This is a genomic window from Pseudomonas paraglycinae (assembly GCF_021601625.1).
In the GTDB taxonomy this organism is placed as follows: domain Bacteria; phylum Pseudomonadota; class Gammaproteobacteria; order Pseudomonadales; family Pseudomonadaceae; genus Aquipseudomonas; species Aquipseudomonas paraglycinae.
Genome location: NZ_BQHR01000022.1, coordinates 63,442 through 80,378 on the forward strand (window position 1 = coordinate 63,442; position 16,937 = coordinate 80,378).

At 61.1% G+C, this 16,937-nt stretch carries 14 protein-coding genes; 10 read left to right on the top strand and 4 right to left on the bottom strand.

Going from position 1 to position 16,937, the window contains the following annotated elements:
* Window positions 1–10: 10 nt before the first annotated feature.
* The 6 genes from hisS (at window position 11) to L6D82_RS25660 (ending at window position 6,820) form a co-directional block, all read left to right on the top strand.
* Window positions 11–1,300 carry a histidine--tRNA ligase gene (hisS, locus tag L6D82_RS25635; protein ID WP_236191910.1) on the top strand — a complete coding sequence of 430 codons (1,290 nt, stop codon included), beginning with the start codon at window positions 11–13 and terminating at the stop codon, window positions 1,298–1,300.
* Window positions 1,301–1,341: 41 nt separating this feature from the next.
* Window positions 1,342–1,983: a tetratricopeptide repeat protein gene (locus L6D82_RS25640; RefSeq protein ID WP_011335807.1), complete on the top strand. Its 642-nt coding sequence runs from the start codon at window positions 1,342–1,344 to the stop codon at window positions 1,981–1,983.
* A complete protein-coding gene (gene bamB / locus L6D82_RS25645) occupies window positions 1,976–3,127 on the top strand; it encodes an outer membrane protein assembly factor BamB (protein WP_039765728.1) in 1,152 nt (383 codons plus the stop codon). Before L6D82_RS25640 ends, bamB begins: the two co-directional genes overlap by 8 nt.
* Before the next feature lie 136 nt (window positions 3,128–3,263).
* Window positions 3,264–4,736 (top strand): ribosome biogenesis GTPase Der, encoded by a 1,473-nt coding sequence (gene der / locus L6D82_RS25650; RefSeq protein WP_007956675.1) that lies wholly within the window; start codon window positions 3,264–3,266, stop codon window positions 4,734–4,736.
* A 156-nt stretch (window positions 4,737–4,892) separates the two neighbouring features.
* Window positions 4,893–6,041: a pyridoxal phosphate-dependent aminotransferase gene (locus tag L6D82_RS25655; RefSeq protein WP_236191911.1), complete on the top strand. Its 1,149-nt coding sequence runs from the start codon at window positions 4,893–4,895 to the stop codon at window positions 6,039–6,041.
* On the top strand, window positions 6,029–6,820 hold the full coding sequence (locus L6D82_RS25660) for an amidohydrolase (protein WP_085745310.1): 792 nt from the start codon (window positions 6,029–6,031) through the stop codon (window positions 6,818–6,820). Before L6D82_RS25655 ends, L6D82_RS25660 begins: the two co-directional genes overlap by 13 nt.
* Window positions 6,821–7,003: 183 nt before the next feature.
* On the opposite strand, the gene leuA is transcribed toward L6D82_RS25660, so the two are convergent.
* From leuA to L6D82_RS25680, 4 genes are all read right to left on the bottom strand, one after another.
* Window positions 7,004–8,683 carry a 2-isopropylmalate synthase gene (leuA, locus tag L6D82_RS25665; protein ID WP_007956672.1) on the bottom strand — a complete coding sequence of 560 codons (1,680 nt, stop codon included), beginning with the start codon at window positions 8,681–8,683 and terminating at the stop codon, window positions 7,004–7,006.
* A 343-nt stretch (window positions 8,684–9,026) separates the two neighbouring features.
* Entirely contained in the window at window positions 9,027–9,848 is an 822-nt protein-coding gene (locus L6D82_RS25670; RefSeq protein ID WP_102688189.1) for a peptidoglycan DD-metalloendopeptidase family protein, read from the bottom strand.
* A 3-nt stretch (window positions 9,849–9,851) separates the two neighbouring features.
* The gene (xseA, locus tag L6D82_RS25675) at window positions 9,852–11,231 is read right to left on the bottom strand and encodes an exodeoxyribonuclease VII large subunit (protein WP_236191912.1); all 1,380 of its coding nucleotides are present in this window, start codon (window positions 11,229–11,231) and stop codon (window positions 9,852–9,854) included.
* 10 nt (window positions 11,232–11,241) lie between these two features.
* Complete coding sequence (locus L6D82_RS25680; RefSeq protein ID WP_236191913.1) at window positions 11,242–12,129, bottom strand: LysR family transcriptional regulator; 888 nt, start codon at window positions 12,127–12,129, stop codon at window positions 11,242–11,244.
* Window positions 12,130–12,229: 100 nt separating this feature from the next.
* On the opposite strand from L6D82_RS25680, the gene L6D82_RS25685 reads away from it, so the two are divergent.
* The 4 genes from L6D82_RS25685 (at window position 12,230) to guaA (ending at window position 16,882) form a co-directional block, all read left to right on the top strand.
* Window positions 12,230–12,997, top strand: coding sequence for a sulfite exporter TauE/SafE family protein (locus L6D82_RS25685; RefSeq protein ID WP_236191914.1), 768 nt, complete (start codon window positions 12,230–12,232; stop codon window positions 12,995–12,997).
* Window positions 12,998–13,070: 73 nt separating this feature from the next.
* A complete protein-coding gene (locus L6D82_RS25690; RefSeq protein ID WP_236191915.1) occupies window positions 13,071–13,619 on the top strand; it encodes a sugar ABC transporter ATPase in 549 nt (182 codons plus the stop codon).
* Between the two features lie 115 nt (window positions 13,620–13,734).
* A complete protein-coding gene (gene guaB, locus L6D82_RS25695) occupies window positions 13,735–15,204 on the top strand; it encodes an IMP dehydrogenase (RefSeq protein WP_034156270.1) in 1,470 nt (489 codons plus the stop codon).
* Between the two features lie 100 nt (window positions 15,205–15,304).
* Window positions 15,305–16,882 (top strand): glutamine-hydrolyzing GMP synthase, encoded by a 1,578-nt coding sequence (gene guaA, locus L6D82_RS25700; protein ID WP_011335797.1) that lies wholly within the window; start codon window positions 15,305–15,307, stop codon window positions 16,880–16,882.
* Window positions 16,883–16,937 lie beyond the last annotated feature (55 nt).

A 16,937-nucleotide genomic window follows, 5' to 3' on the forward strand; every position in this document is an offset into this window, starting at 1 on the left:
AGGAAATTCTGTGAGCAAGTCTCTGCAAGCCATTCGTGGCATGAACGACATCCTGCCGGAACAGACGCCGGTATGGCGTTATTTCGAAGGCACCGTTTCGCGTCTGCTGGATAACTACGGTTACAAGCAGATCCGCATGCCGATCGTCGAGTTCACCGAGCTGTTCAAGCGCTCGATCGGTGAAGTGACCGACATCGTCGAAAAAGAGATGTACACCTTCGAAGACCGCAACGGCGACTCCCTGACCCTGCGTCCGGAAGGCACGGCTGCGTGCGTGCGTGCGGTGCTCGAGCACGGCATCACCGGCGGTGGACAGGTGCAGAAGCTCTGGTACATCGGCCCGATGTTCCGTCACGAGCGTCCACAGAAAGGCCGTTATCGCCAGTTCCACCAGATCGGTCTGGAGGTGTTCAACCTCGACGGTCCGGACATCGACGCCGAACTGATCATCATTACCTGGCGCCTGTGGGGCGAGCTGGGCATTCGCGATGCGGTCAAGCTCGAACTCAACAGCCTCGGCACCAGCGAGTCCCGCGGCCGTTATCGTGAAGCGCTGGTCGAGTACCTCTCGGCGCACCACGACAAACTGGACGAAGACAGCCAGCGTCGCCTGAAAACCAACCCGCTGCGCGTGCTCGACACCAAAAATGCCGACACCCAGGCCGTGCTGGTCGATGCGCCGAAAATGGCGGATTACCTGGATGACGAATCCCGTGCCCACTTCGAAGGGCTGAAGGCCCGTCTGGATGCCGTCGGCATTCCTTACGTGCTCAACCCGAAGCTGGTGCGTGGTCTGGATTACTACAGCAAAACCGTATTCGAATGGGTCACCGACAAGCTCGGCGCCCAGGGCACCGTCTGCGCGGGTGGGCGCTATGACGGTCTGGTCGAGCAGATGGGCGGCAAGCCGACCCCGGGCGTCGGTTTCGCCATGGGTATCGAGCGTCTGGTGCTGCTGCTGGAAACCCTGGAGCAGATCCCGGAAGAAATCTCCCGTCAGGTCGACGTCTATCTCTGCGCCTTCGGCGAAGAAGCAGAGCTGGCCGGTCTGGCCCTGGCCGAGCGTGTACGCGACCAACTGCCCAACCTGCGCCTGCAAGTCAATGCCGGCGCCGGCAGCTTCAAGAGCCAGTTCAAGAAAGCCGACAAGAGCGGTGCGTTGTACGCACTGATCCTCGGTGACGACGAAATGGCCCAGCAAGTGGTAGGTTTCAAACCCCTGCGTGGCCAGGGCGAACAACAAAGCATTGCCTGGGATGCGCTCGCTGCACACCTGGCCACCTGCGTCGTGCAGGGTTGAAGCTGTCCAAACAGCCGATTTAGCGATTAAGGAGTATTGGGGTGTCGAGTACCGAAGACGAACAGTTGGCGGATTTGAAGGACTGGTGGACACGCAACGGCAAACCTCTGGTCACCGGCGGCCTGTTGGCGCTGGTCATCGTGTTCGGCTGGCAGGCTTATCACAAGTATCAGAGCAACCAGTCGCAAGGCGCCTCGGTGCTCTATCAGCAATTGCTGGAAACCACGCTGACCCCGGACGGCAAGCCTGATGCCGCGCGCGTCGCGGATCTGGCCGGCAAGCTCAACAGCGAATTCGGCGGTTCTGCCTACGCGCAGTACGGCAGCCTGTTCGTGGCCAAGGTAGCGGTCGACAGCGGCAAGCTGGACGACGCGGCGACCGAACTCAAGGCCATCGTTGCCAAACCGGCCAACCCGGCGCTGGGCGAAATCGCCCGTCAGCGTCTGGCACAGGTACTGGGCGCACAGAACAAGGCCGACGAAGCCCTGAAACTGCTCGAAGGCGATGCCGACAAGTCGTTCCTGGCCACTCGCGAAGAACTCAAGGGCGACCTGCTGGTACAGCTGGGCCGTACCGACGAAGCGAACGCGGCGTATCAAAAAGCCAAGGCGGCACTGTCGGATGAAGCGGCGGTCGGTGGCCTTCAAATCAAGCTGGACGACCTGGCCAAAGGGGATGCGTGACGTGATCCGTTGGAAGCATGCAGCATTGCTGGCTCTGGCCATTCTGGCCGCGGGTTGCAGCAGCAACAGCAAAAAAGAACTGCCACCGGCCGAGCTGACCGACTTCAAAGAAGAAGTGGTCCTGCACAAGCAGTGGAGCCGCTCGATCGGTGACGGTCAGGGCGAAACGTACAACATGCTGGTACCGGCGATCGACGGTGACACCATCTACGCAGCCGACGTGACCGGTATCGTGATGGGCCTGGATCGCGGCAACGGCGACGTGAAATGGAAGAAAGACCTTGAACTGCCTGTGTCCGGCGCCGTTGGCGTGGGTTACGGTCTGGTCATGGTCGGCACCCTGCGCGGTGAAGTCGTTGCCCTCGACGCCATCAACGGTGAAGAGAAGTGGCGCTCGCGCGTCAACAGCGAAGTCCTCGCGCCACCGGCCAACAACGGTGACGTGGTGGTGGTACAGACCCAGGACGATCGTCTGATCGGTCTGGACGCGTCCACCGGCAATCAGCGTTGGGTGTATGACAGCACTCCGGCCGTACTGACCCTGCGCGGCACCAGCGCACCGATCGTCACCAACCGCCTCGCGGTGGCGGGCCTGTCGACCGGTAAAGTGGTCGCTCTCGACATTTCCAACGGCGTGCCGGTCTGGGAACAGCGGATCGCGATTCCACAAGGTCGTTCGGAACTGGAGCGCGTGGTCGACATCGACGGCGGTCTGCTGTTGTCCGGCGGTACCCTGTACGTCGCCAGCTATCAGGGTCGCGTTGCGGCACTGGATCTGGAAAGCGGCCGTCAGCTCTGGCAGCGCGACGCGTCGAGCTACGCCGGTGTTGCCCAGGGTTTCGGCAACGTCTACGTAAGCCTGTCGTCGGGCACCGTTGAAGGCGTCGACGAGCGTTCCACCACAGCACTGTGGAGCAACGACTCGCTGGCCCGTCGTCAACTGTCGGCGCCGGAAGTGTTCTCCAGCTACGTTGCAGTCGGTGACCTGGAAGGTTACCTGCACCTGCTGAGTCAGGTGGACGGTCGTTTCGTCGGCCGCGAGCGCATCGACAGCGACGGCCTGCGTGCCCGTCCGCTGGTGGTGGGCGACACGATTTATGTGTATGGCAACAGCGGCAAACTGGAAGCCCTGACCATCAAGTAACAACTATGCTTGGGGTTAACTCCCCAGGCGGCCTTGCTTCTGCAGGGTTTGCAGCACCCACGGGTGTTGCCCCGAGCACCAGCCGCTGCCTCGCAGCGGCTTTTGTATTTTCTGAAATAACGAAGTGGAGAGCCGCATGGTTCCCGTAATCGCCCTGGTGGGCCGACCGAACGTCGGCAAGTCCACCTTGTTCAACCGCCTGACCAGGACTCGCGACGCCATCGTCGGCGACTTGTCCGGTCTGACCCGTGATCGCCAGTACGGTGAGGCCAAGTGGCAAGGGCGTTCCTACATTCTGATCGACACCGGCGGTATCTCCGGTGACGAGCATGGTATGGACGAAAAAATGGCCGAGCAGTCGCTGCTGGCCATCGAAGAAGCGGATGTCGTTCTGTTCCTGGTAGATGCCAAGGCCGGTTTCACCGCCGCCGACCAGATGATCGCCGAACACTTGCGCAAACGTAACAAGCGTTCCCACGTGGTTGCCAACAAGGTCGACAACATCGATCCGGAAATGGCCCGCGCCGAATTCGCCCCGCTGGGCATGGGCCACGCGATCCCGATCGCCGGCGCCCACGGTCGCGGCATCACGCAATTGCTGGAAGCCGCCCTGAGCGACTTCCCGCGCGATGATGACGAACCGGCCGAAGGTGAAGAGGAAGAAGTGGTCGCCGAAGGCGAGGAAGCCAAGCGCATTCCTGGCCCGAGCGAAAAAGACGGGATCAAGATCGCCATCATCGGCCGTCCGAACGTCGGCAAGTCGACCTTGGTCAACCGCATGCTCGGTGAAGACCGGGTTATCGTCTACGACCAGCCCGGCACCACCCGCGACAGTATCTACATCCCGTTCGAACGTAACGACGAGAAGTACACGCTGATCGACACCGCTGGTGTGCGCAAGCGCGGCAAGATCCACGAAGAAGTCGAAAAATTCTCCGTGGTCAAAACCCTGCAGGCGATCAAAGACGCCAACGTGGTGATCTTCGTGATGGACGCCCGCGAAGGCGTGGTCGATCACGACCTCAACCTGCTGGGCTTCGCCCTTGAAGCAGGTCGTGCGCTGGTGATCGCGATCAACAAGTGGGACGGCATGACGCCGAGCGAGCGTGACTTCGTGAAGGTCGAGCTGCAGCGTCGGTTGTTCTTCGTTGACTTCGCCGATATCCACTTCATCTCGGCTCTGCACGGTACTGGCGTGGGCAACCTTTACGCCTCGGTGCAGAACTCGTTCAAGTCGGCGGTCACCCGCTGGCCGACCAGCCGCCTGACGCAGATTCTCGAAGATGCGGTCAGCGAGCACCAGCCGCCGATGGTCAACAGCCGCCGGATCAAGCTGCGTTACGCTCACCTGGGTGGTGCGAACCCGCCGATCATCGTGATCCACGGCAACCAGATCGAGAAAGTGCCGAAGTCGTACGTACGCTATCTGGAAAACACTTACCGCCGTGTGCTCAAACTGGTCGGTACGCCGATCCGTATCGAGTTCAAGGGCGGCGAGAACCCGTACGAAGGCAACAAGAACACGCTGACCGACCGCCAGGTCAACAAGAAGCGTCGCTTGATGTCGCACAACAAGAAGGCCAGCAAGAAGCGTCGCGACAAGAAGTAAAAAGAGCAGCTGCGGGTTTCGAGCTGCAAGCTTCAAGTTAAAGCGTGGAAGTAAAGAAGGGCTCTGTTCAGAGCCCTTTTTTGTGGGCGATGGATTGATGCTTGAAACTTGTCGCTTGCAGCTTGAAACTTGCAGCTCACCTGCAAGGGGCTCCCGATGATCACCAGCAAGCTGCCGAATGTCGGCATCACTATTTTCACGCAGATGTCTCAGCTCGCGGCGCAGACCGGAGCGATCAACCTTTCCCAGGGTTTTCCCGATTTCGACGGCCCGCAGGCACTCCGCGACGCGGTCGGTCGACACATCGCCAGCGGCCATAACCAGTATTCGCCCATGACCGGCCTGCCGGCGCTGCGTCAGCAGATCGCGGCGAAAATCGCCCGCAGTTATGGCGCCAATGTCGATGTCGATAACGAAGTGACCGTGACCCCGGGCGCGACCCAGGCAATCTTCTGTGCGATCCAGGCGGTTATCCACAGCGGCGACGAAGTCATCGTGTTCGACCCGGCTTACGACAGCTACGAGCCTGCAGTAGAGCTGGCCGGCGGGCGCTGCGTGCATGTGCAGTTGGGCCTGAAAGATTTCTCCATCGACTTCGACAAACTCGGCGCAGCCCTGAGCCCGCGCACGCGGATGATCATCCTCAACACCCCGCATAATCCGAGCGGTGCATTGATCAGCCGTGCCGAGCTGGATCAACTGGCAGCGTTGATCCGTGATCGCGACATCTACGTGATCAGCGACGAAGTCTACGAACACCTGGTATTCGACGGCGTGCCGCACGTCAGCGTGCTGGCCCATGAAGAGCTGTATCAGCGCGCCTTCGTGGTCAGCTCGTTCGGCAAGACCTACCACGTCACCGGCTGGAAAACCGGTTACGTTGTGGCTCCGCCGGCCCTGACGGCGGAGCTGCGCAAGGTGCACCAGTACGTCAGTTTCTGCGGCGTGACCCCGTTGCAGTTTGCTTTGGCCGACTACATGGCCGAGCATCCGGAACATGTCGAAGAGCTGCCGGGCTTCTATCAGGCCAAGCGTGATCTGTTCTGTGATCTGCTGGCACCGTCGCGATTCAGCTTCACCCGGGTCACCGGCACTTATTTCCAACTGGTCGATTACTCGCAGATTCGCCCTGACCTGAACGATGTCGAGATGGCGATGTGGATGACCCGCGAGCATGGTGTGGCGAGTATTCCGGTGTCGGTGTTCTACCAGAATCCACCTGAAGGTCAGCGCCTGGTGCGCCTGTGCTTTGCCAAACGTGAGGAGACGCTGCGGGAAGCGGCGGCCAAACTATGCGTGATCTGAGTGCGTTGCCCGATCTCAATCTGGCGCTGATCCAGACCAGTCTGGCCTGGCATGATCGTCAGGCCAATCTCGAGCATTTCGACGCTTTGCTGGAGCAGGCGCGCGGTGCGGATCTGATTATCCTGCCGGAGATGTTCACCACCGGATTCTCCATGGAGTCCGAAACCCTGGCCGAAGCCGAAAACGGCCCGACCAGCAAATGGCTGCGGATCCAGGCGGCGAAACTGAACGCGGTCGTCACGGGCAGCGTGATCATCCAGGCTGCCGACGGCAGCCACCGCAACCGTTTGTTGTGGGCGCGGCCGGACGGCGAGGTGCTGCATTACGACAAACGTCACCTGTTCCGTATGGCCGGCGAGCACAATCACTACACCCCCGGCGAGCGCCAGGTGCAGTTCGAGCTCAAGGGCTGGCGGGTGCGTCCGCTGATCTGCTACGACCTGCGCTTCCCGGTGTGGAGCCGTGATGCGCAGGACACCGACCTGCTGCTGTACACCGCCAACTGGCCGGGTGCGCGGCGTCAGCACTGGAACCGGTTGCTGCCGGCCCGGGCGATCGAAAACCTGTGCTATGTAGCGGCGGTCAACCGCGTTGGCACCGATGGCAAGGGTTTCGCGTACACCGGCGACAGTCAGGTGCTGGATTTCCAGGGCGAGACGTTGCTTGCGGCGGGGGAGGCTGACGGGGTGTTCAAGGTGGTTCTGGAAGCGGCCTCGCTGGCGGCTTACCGCGAGCGGTTTCCGGCGAATCTTGACGCGGACACCTTCGAGTTCACTTAATAGCCCAAGTCGCCTAGATCGTTCCCACTTCGAGGCGTCGAACCGTCCGCGTGGGAATGCCTCAAGGGACGCAGAACGTCACGAGCTGCATTCCCACGCAGAGCGTGGGAACGATCAGAAAATGGCAGGAAAAAAAAGGCCCCGGAGTTCGCACTCCGGGGCCTTTTTCATTGCAACGGTCAGTTACGCCGCTTTGGCTTCCGGCTGGCTCAGCGAGCGATTCAGCGCGCTGAACAGAGCCTTGAAGCTGGCGGTGGTGATGTTTTCATCGATGCCCACGCCGTGCACCGCACGTTCGCCGTTCACACGCAGCTCGATGTAGGCCGCCGCCTTGGCGTTGGTGCCCGCGCCAATGGCGTGTTCGTTGTAATCCATGATCTCCACCGGAATCGGCAGACCGGCCACCAGCGCTTCCAGCGCGCCGTTGCCCTTGCCGCGCCAGTGCAGGTTGGTTTCGCCCTGACCCTTGCTCGCCACTTCCACTTCGACGGCGCTGTTGCCGTTTTCTTCCTGCAGACGATGGCTGACCAGCGCGTAAGGGGTGTTGGCTTGCAGGTATTCGCTGTGCAGCAGCGCGTGGATTTGCTGCGCGGTCATCTCCAGGCCCAGGCGATCGGTTTCACGCTGCACGACCTGGCTGAATTCGATCTGCATGCGACGTGGCAGGCTGATGCCGTATTCCTGCTCCAGCAAGTAGGCGATGCCACCCTTGCCCGACTGGCTGTTGACGCGGATCACCGCCTCGTAGCTGCGGCCGATGTCGGCCGGGTCGATCGGCAGGTACGGTACTTCCCACAGTGCGTCGGATTTCTGCTGGGCGAAGCCCTTGCGGATTGCGTCCTGGTGGGAGCCGGAGAACGCGGTGTGCACCAGGTCGCCGACGTATGGGTGACGCGGGTGAACCTGGATCTGGTTGCACTCTTCGACGACCTTGCGCACGCCGTCGATGTCGGAGAAGTCCAGTTGCGGGTCGAGGCCCTGGGTGTACATGTTCAGGGCCACAGTGACGAGGTCGACGTTGCCGGTACGCTCGCCGTTGCCGAACAGGCAGCCTTCGACGCGGTCGGCGCCGGCCATCAGGCCCAACTCGGTGGCGGCCACGCCGGTGCCACGGTCGTTGTGGGTGTGCAGGCTGATGATCACGCTGTCACGACGATTGATGTTGCGGTGGAACCACTCGATCTGGTCGGCGTAGACGTTCGGCGTCGCGCATTCAACGGTGGCTGGCAGGTTGAGGATGATCTTGTGCTCAGGCGTCGGGTTCCAGACCTCGATCACCGCGTCACAGACTTCCTTGGCGAATTCCAGCTCGGTGGCGCTGAAGGTTTCCGGCGAGTATTCGAAGGTCCACTCGGTGTCCGGCTGCATGGCTGCGTATTTGACGAACAGCTTGGCAGCGTTCACGGCGATGGCCTTGATCCCGTCCTTGTCCTGGTTGAAGACGATGCGACGGAAAGAAGGAGAGGTGGCGTTGTACAGGTGAACAATCGCTTTCTTCGCCCCGCGCAGGGATTCGAAGGTGCGCTCGATCAGGTCTTCACGGCCCTGGGTCAGCACCTGGATGGTGGTGTCGTCCGGGATGTGGCCGTCCTCGATCAGGGTGCGCACGAAGTCGAAGTCGGTTTGCGAAGCGGCCGGGAACGAGGCTTCGATTTCCTTCACGCCCACCTGCACCAGGGTTTTCCAGAAGCGCAGCTTTTTCACCGCGTCCATTGGCTCGATCAACGACTGGTTGCCGTCACGCAGGTCGGAGCTGCACCAGATCGGCGCGGCATCGATGGTTTTCGACGGCCAGGTGCGGTCCGGCAGGTTGATCACAGGAAACGCGCGGTATTTCGAAGACGGGTCTTTGAGCATGCTCATCGGGAAATTCCTTATTGTCTGGGCCGAAAAGAGGCGGCCTGCCGGTGGAACGAACGTTCTTGGAAAAGCGTGGGACGAGGCGCAGCGATTCAGCCCGGCAGTCGTGCGCTGACGAGGCACAGGCTGCGGTGCTGGCGAAGCTGAATGAGGGTGTGAGAGGTTTTCATGCCTTCAACCCTAACCGCGGGGGATGAGGATGGCAAGCAGTCGAAAAAAATTGAGAGGAATACCCGGAAAGCGGTTTTTTCCGAGATTTTATTCTTGATATGGCACTAATTGTTGGTGGGGATTGCGCGGACCATTCGTCGTGCGCAATCCCTGCTGGAAGGGCTTCAGCCTGAAATCAAGGCTGGAAAGCCCCAATGAAAATCGCCGGATCGACCCGCGCGTCGTTCAGGCTGACGTTCCAGTGCATGTGCGGCCCAGTCGCCCGACCTGTAGCGCCCACCTTGCCCACCACCGCACCGCGCGCCAGTTGTTGGCCGTTCTGCACATCAATCTTCGACATGTGACAGAACATGCTGATAAAGCCCTGGCCGTGGTCGACGAACACGGTGTTGCCATTGAAGAAGTAGTTGCCGATCAGGATTACCTTGCCGGCTGCCGGGGTCTTGATCGGCGTGCCGGCCGGCACTGCGAAGTCGAGGCCTGCGTGCGGATTGCGCTCTTCACCGTTGAAGAAGCGGCGCACGCCGAACTTGCTCGACAGCGGCCCGTTGACCGGTTTGTCCAGCAGCAGATTGCTCGGCGTATTCGGACTGAAACTGCGGTAGGCCTTGATCTGCTCGGCCAGTTCGCCCTCGATCCGCTTGAGGTTGGCCGGGTTCGGATTGACCTGCTGGGTGTTCTTCAGGGTGATGTGCTGTTCCGGGTATTTCTTGTTACCGACATTGAAGTTGAGGTTGCGGCCGCCACTGCTGATCTGCTGAACGCCGGGTTTGACGGTCAACGGAACGCCGACAATCGCCAGCCAGTTGTTCTGTTCCTTGACCACCAGCACCGGTTTGCCCTGAAACGTGGCTTTCGGCGCTTGCGCAGCGGTCCCCAGATCGACGACCGCCACGCCGCCCGGCACCGGTTTGTTCAGCAGGCGGGTGATGTAACTGTCGGCGTGGGCGTTGAAGGTCAGGCACAGCAACAGCAGCGGAGCGAGAAAACGCGGCATGGATCAGTCCAGTAAAGAGAGAGTGACAGGCGTCAGGTGATTGTCCTCGACGCGCACTTGCAGTTCGCCTTCGCCCAGTCTGGCCTTGAGGCGCTGGCCGGTGTGCGTCTGCGCGGCGTTGCGGATCGCGTTGCCGCGCTCATCCAGCAGAATGCTGTAGCCGCGACCGAGAGTCGCCAGCGGGCTGACCACATGCAGGGTCTGCATCTGGCTTTGCAACTGAAGTCGACGGCGTTTCAGGCCTTCGTTCATGGCGCGCGGCAGGCGCTCGGCGAGGCTGTCGAGGCGGTGGCGCAACAGGGCCAGTTGGCGTCCCGGATGTTGCCCGGCGAGGCGGGTTTCCAGACGAATCAGGCGTTCGCGGCGGGTATTGAGCTGGCGCTCGAACGCTCGGCGCATGCGCATGTCCAGATCATCCAGACGTTGTGCCTGCTGGCGCAGACGCTCGCCGGGATGGCGCAGGCGGCGGGTCATGCCTTCAAGGCGCAGGCGATCGCGCATCAGGCGATCACGCATGCGCATCACCAGTCGGCGATGCAGGCTTTCGACCTGCCGGATCATGTGGCTGGAATCCGGGGCAAGCAGTTCAGCAGCAGCGGACGGCGTCGGTGCGCGCACATCCGCCACGAAGTCGCTGATCGACACATCGGTTTCATGGCCGACCGCACTCACGATTGGCGTAACACAGGCATCGACCGCCCGGGCCACGGCTTCTTCATTGAAGCACCAGAGGTCTTCCAGCGAGCCGCCGCCGCGAGCCAGGATCAGCGCGTCGAAACCACGGGCATCCGCCAGTTTCAGGGCGCGGACGATCTGTGCGGTGGCTTCTCGGCCCTGAACGGCGGTCGGAATCAACGTCAGTTGCACCTGCGGCGCGCGGCGGCGGAACACGCTGATGATGTCGCGGATCACGGCGCCGGTCGGCGAACTGATGATGCCGATGCGCTGCGGGTGTGCCGGCAGCGGCACCTTGCGCTCGGCACTGAACAGGCCTTCGGCGCTTAACTTTTCCTTCAAGGCATCGAAGGCCAGGCGCAGGGCACCGTCACCGGCAGGCTCCACGGTGTCGAGGATCAACTGATAGTCGCCACGCCCTTCGAACAGCGAGACCTTGCCGCGCACCTTGACCGCCAGACCGTCCTTCAGCGCCTGACGCACCCGCGCGGCATTCTGGCGGAACAGTGCGCAACGCACCTGCGCGCCGCTGTCCTTGAGCGTGAAATACACGTGGCCGGACGCCGGGCGGGCGAGGTTGGAGATTTCGCCTTCGACCCAGATGTTGCTGAACACGTCTTCGAGCAACACTCGCGCGCGGCCGTTGAGCTGGCTGACGGTCAGGACTTCGCGGTCGAGGCCGAGTCTTGCAAAGGGATCTTTAATCATGGGGCGCAGTTTAAAGGCATTCGCCGGTGAATGTCTGGAGGAAGTGTTGCACCAGAGGTGTGGGATTTTGCCGAGATGCGAGGGCGACAGTGCTCTGGCAATCGCCGCTCAGCGGCAGAAATCTCACACCAGCGGGCGCGATGTCCTGCATTGATTCCGGCAGAAGAGCGATGCCAAATCCGGCCTGGATCAATTGCAATTGCGTGGTCTTGCGCGACATCACCCGCGCAGCCTGGGGGAAGAAGCCGTGACGCATGCACAGGTCGGCGCACAAATAACTCAGCCCGCCGCGCTGCGGATGCGGGATGGAGATGAACGCTTCGTCCTTCAATTGCGCCAGATCGACCGCCTCCGCCAACGCCAGTCGATGATCCGCCGGCACGGCAAGCAGCAAGCGTTCGGTATAGAGCGGCACAACCTGAACACCCTCGCGCTGGCGCAGCACCGGTAGGCGCAGAAGACCGATATCGAGCCGGCCCTCGGCCAGTTCTTCAAGTTGTGCCTCCGAGGAGAGCGTGCCGATGTCCAGCGAAACACCGGGTTGCTGCTGCAGATATGCGCTCATGTCGCGCAACAGTCGGCCGCTTATCGGCACGGTGCTGGAGTGACACACGCGCAAAGTGCCGCGCTGCCCTTGGCCAATTTCCGTGGCCAGGGTGCTGGCCTTGTTCAGTTCATTGAGCAGGTTTCTCGCCCGGGGCAGGAACGCTTCGCCAGCGGCGGTGAGCCGGGGCTGACGCGCGGTGCGTTCGAACAGTGACGTTTGCAGGCGAGTTTCCATGTCCTTGATTTGCCGGCTCAGTGCCGATTGAGCGATGAACAGCCGTTCAGCTGCGGCACTGAAGCTGCCGCTCTCGGCGATTTCCACGAAGTAGCGCAATTGACGGGTTGAAAGCACGAGGCATGCCTTTTTGAGATGGCTTGGCGGTTTGGATAATATTAGTCGCAACCCTCGGCGCTGGCTAAAGTCATCGCAGGCTTATAAAGGAAGCGAGCGAATGAGCGTGGCGGGGTTGTTGAGCGAATGGTCGTGGGGTGCGCAGTGCTGGGTGGTGATCGGACTGGCCATCGCGCTGGCCTACATCGTGTTCGGGATTGCCGGTTTCGGTACGGCGCTGGTGGCGGGGCCGATCCTGATTCTGTTCATGCCGCTGTCGAAGATCGTGCCGTTGCTGGTGCTGCTGGATTTCGTCGCGGCGTTCGGCAATCTGCTGCCGTCGCGGCGTGACGTGGCGAAAGCGGAATTGCTGCGGCTGCTGCCGTGCATGGCGGTGGGTTGCACGCTGGGGGTGATTTTCTTGCTTAACCTCAAGTCCGATCTGCTGTTGCTGCTGATGGGGCTGTTCATCAGCGTGTACGCGATCTACAGCTTGTGGATCAAGGCGCGACCGGCGCAGTTGTCCGCCGTATGGGCGTTGCCGATGGGCACCGTGGGCGGGCTGTTCGGCGCGCTGTTCGGCAGTGGCGGCTTTCTTTATGCGATCTACCTCAACAGCCGACTGCCCAAGGACGCAGCCCGGGCCACGCAAAGTGCGCTGATCAGTTGCAGCACGGTGGTGCGTTTGAGCCTGTTCGCCATCGCCGGGGTGTATGCCGAGCTACCCTTGTTGATGCTTGCGCTGTGCCTGTTGCCAGCCATGGCGCTGGGCTTGTGGATCGGGCGGCGTTTGACGATGCGCCTGTCCCGCGAGGCCTTCGTGCGGTTGGTGACCTGGCTGGTGCTGGCGAGCGGGATTGCGCTGATCGGCCGCTATTTAAGCACTTGACCGGATTTTGTCAGGGATTAAGCTGCCGGCCGCGTTCGTCGCAGAACATCCTTTGACGCAGCAGGCTTGCACCATGAATTCCCAAAGCATCATCGTCCCGAAAATCTCCAACCTGCCGGTGCACGAGCCCCGGGCCCGGGCGATCCTGCGCTGGCTGGTGCGCAAGAACATCGTCAAGGAAGAGCTGAGCACCTGCGGACGTACCGGCAATCGCATGGCCTACGCCATCGCCGATGGTGCCCGTGCGGTGGTGCTGCACCCCGAGGCGCTGCCGTTTGGCGAGCCGATCAACGGTCTCGAGGTCATCACTAAGCGCTGCATCTATACCCCGGCCAAGGGGTTTCTCGGAGAAGCCGGGTGCGCCGAATGCCGTCAGGAGATCGGCGAAGCGTTGTTCGAAAACCTGGAAGACTGGATGCCGGGCCGCACCGACAACTTCACCTGTCCTGAGTGCGGGCATGAAGACGACATCAACGGTTTTCTGTATTTGCAGGAATGCGGGTTTTCCAACCTCGGTTTCATCTTCAACAACTGGCTGGAGGCGGGGTTCAAGCAGAGTTTCATCGACGAATTCGCCGACTGGCTGGATCAACCGGTGAGTTGGGTCAAGGTCGAGTTGTAAGGGGCGTTTTTTCCGTACATCAGCAACATTGATATAAGACAAGTTTTACATTGAGCCCGGTAGGGTGTCTGAGTATAATGGCGCGCTTCCATTTTCCCGCTCGGGAGCCCCCGCGATGCTGCGTATCAGCCAAGAAGCTCTGACCTTCGACGACATTCTCCTAGTGCCCGGTTATTCCGAGGTGCTTCCTAACGAAGTCAGTCTGAAGACCCGCCTTACCCGTGGCATCGAGCTGAACATTCCTCTGGTTTCTGCCGCCATGGACACCGTCACCGAAGCCCGTCTGGCAATCGCCATGGCTCAGGAAGGTGGCATCGGCATTATCCACAAGAACATGACCATCGAGCAGCAAGCTGCCGAAGTTCGCAAGGTCAAGAAGTTCGAAGCCGGTGTGGTCAAGGACCCAATCACCATCGAGGCTGACGCCACGGTTCGTGATCTGTTCGAACTGACCCGCATGCACAACATTTCCGGCGTTCCGGTTCTGCACGATGGCGACCTGGTCGGCATCGTCACTTCCCGTGACGTGCGTTTCGAAACCCGTCTGGAAGCCACTGTTCGTGAAGTGATGACGCCCAAAGAGCGTCTGGTCACTGTTCGCGAAGGCGCCGACAAGAACGAAGTCCGCGAGCTGCTGCACAAGCACCGCCTGGAAAAAGTCCTGATCGTCGACGACAAGTTTGCCCTCAAAGGCATGATGACCGTCAAAGACATCGAGAAAGCCAAGGCCTATCCGCTGGCCAGCAAGGACGATCAAGGTCGTCTGCGCGTCGGCGCTGCGGTCGGTACCGGTAAAGACACTGGTGACCGCGTTGCCGCCCTGGTCAATGCCGGCGTGGACGTGGTGGTGGTCGACACCGCTCATGGTCACTCCAAAGGCGTGATCGACCGCGTTCGCTGGGTCAAAGAGAATTTCCCTGAAGTGCAGGTGATCGGCGGCAACATCGCCACCGGCGCAGCCGCCAAGGCTCTGGCCGAAGCTGGCGCCGACGCGGTCAAGGTCGGTATCGGCCCTGGCTCGATCTGCACCACCCGTATCGTCGCCGGTGTCGGCGTTCCGCAAATCAGTGCCATCGCCAACGTTGCCGCTGCCCTCGAAGGCACCGGCGTTCCGTTGATCGCCGACGGCGGCATCCGTTTCTCCGGTGACCTGTCCAAGGCCATCGTTGCCGGTGCTTCCTGCGTGATGATGGGCTCGATGTTTGCCGGTACCGAAGAAGCACCGGGCGAGATCGAACTGTTCCAGGGCCGTTCGTACAAGGCTTATCGCGGCATGGGTTCGCTGGGCGCCATGTCCCAGGCTCAAGGTTCCTCCGACCGTTACTTCCAGGACTCCTCGGCAGGCGCCGAGAAACTCGTTCCGGAAGGCATCGAAGGCCGTGTTCCTTACAAGGGCACCCTGAGCGCGATCATTCACCAGTTGATGGGCGGTCTGCGTTCCTCGATGGGTTACACCGGCAGCGCCAACATCGAAGAAATGCGCACCAAGCCCGAGTTCGTGCGGATCACCGGCGCCGGCATGGCCGAATCCCACGTTCACGACGTGCAGATCACCAAAGAAGCGCCAAACTACCGCGTAGGTTGAGGCTTCAAGCAAAACGTTAAATGACCGGGGCTGTTTTATTCAGCCCCGAGTCGTTTCTGAATCAAAGACTGTTTCTGAATTACTTAGACGAGACTGAATCATGGCCCTCGACATTCACGCTCACCGCATCCTGATCCTCGACTTCGGTTCGCAATACACCCAACTGATCGCCCGCCGCGTGCGCGAGATCGGTGTGTACTGCGAACTGCACCCGTTCGACATGGACGAAGATGCGATCCGCGAATTTGCGCCAAAAGGCGTGATCCTCGCCGGCGGTCCCGAGTCCGTGCACGAAGCCAACAGCCCGCGCTGCCCGCAAGCGGTGTTCGACCTGGGCGTACCGGTCTTCGGTATCTGCTACGGCATGCAGACCATGGCCGAGCAACTGGGCGGCAAGGTTGAAGGCTCCGAACTGCGTGAGTTCGGTTATGCCCGCGTTGACGTGGTGGGCAAGAGCCGTCTGCTCGACGGCATCGAAGACCACATCGATGCCGACGGCCTGTTCGGCCTCGACGTGTGGATGAGCCACGGTGACAAGGTCACCAAGATGCCAAGCGATTTCCACATCCTGGCTAGCACCCCGAGCTGCCCGATCGCTGGCATGTTCAACGACGAGCGCGCTTACTACGGCGTGCAGTTCCACCCGGAAGTGACCCACACCAAGCAGGGCGGTCGCATCCTGTCGCGTTTCGTTCTCGACATCTGCGGCTGCGAAGCCCTGTGGACTCCGTCGAAGATCGCCGAAGACGCCATCGCCAACATCCGCGCACAAGTCGGTACCGACAACGTGCTGCTGGGTCTGTCCGGCGGTGTGGACTCCTCGGTGGTTGCGGCGCTGCTGCACAAGGCCATCGGTGATCAACTGACCTGCGTCTTCGTCGACAACGGCCTGCTGCGTCTGCACGAAGGCGAGCAAGTGATGGCCATGTTCGCCGAGAACATGGGCGTCAAGGTGATCCGCGCCAACGCGGAAGACCAGTTCCTGAACAACCTGGCCGGCGAAGCCGATCCGGAGAAGAAGCGCAAGATCATTGGCCGCACCTTCATCGACGTGTTCGATGCCGAATCCTGCAAGCTGGACAACATCAAGTACCTGGCTCAGGGCACTATCTACCCGGACGTGATCGAGTCGGCTGGCGCGAAAAGCGGCAAGGCCCACGTGATCAAGTCGCACCACAACGTGGGCGGCCTGCCGGAAGAGATGAACCTGAAACTGGTCGAGCCACTGCGCGAACTGTTCAAGGACGAAGTCCGTCGTCTGGGCCTGGAACTGGGCCTGCCGTACGACATGGTCTACCGTCACCCGTTCCCGGGCCCGGGCCTGGGCGTGCGCATCCTTGGTGAAGTGAAGAAGGAATACGCCGACCTGCTGCGTCGCGCCGACCACATCTTCATCGAAGAACTGCGCAAGGCCGACTGGTACCACAAGGTCAGCCAGGCCTTCGTAGTGTTCCAGCCAGTGAAATCGGTTGGCGTGGTCGGCGATGGCCGTCGTTACGCCTGGGTCGTGGCCCTGCGTGCCGTGGAAACCATCGACTTCATGACCGCGCGTTGGGCACACCTGCCTTACGAGCTGCTGGAAACTGTCAGCGGCCGCATCATCAATGAAATCGAAGGCATCTCCCGCGTCACTTACGACGTGTCGAGCAAGCCGCCGGCGACCATTGAGTGGGAGTGATCCTGCACAAGCCCTGATGGCTTGAGGTCAGGACCAACAAAAAGCCGCGTGAAAC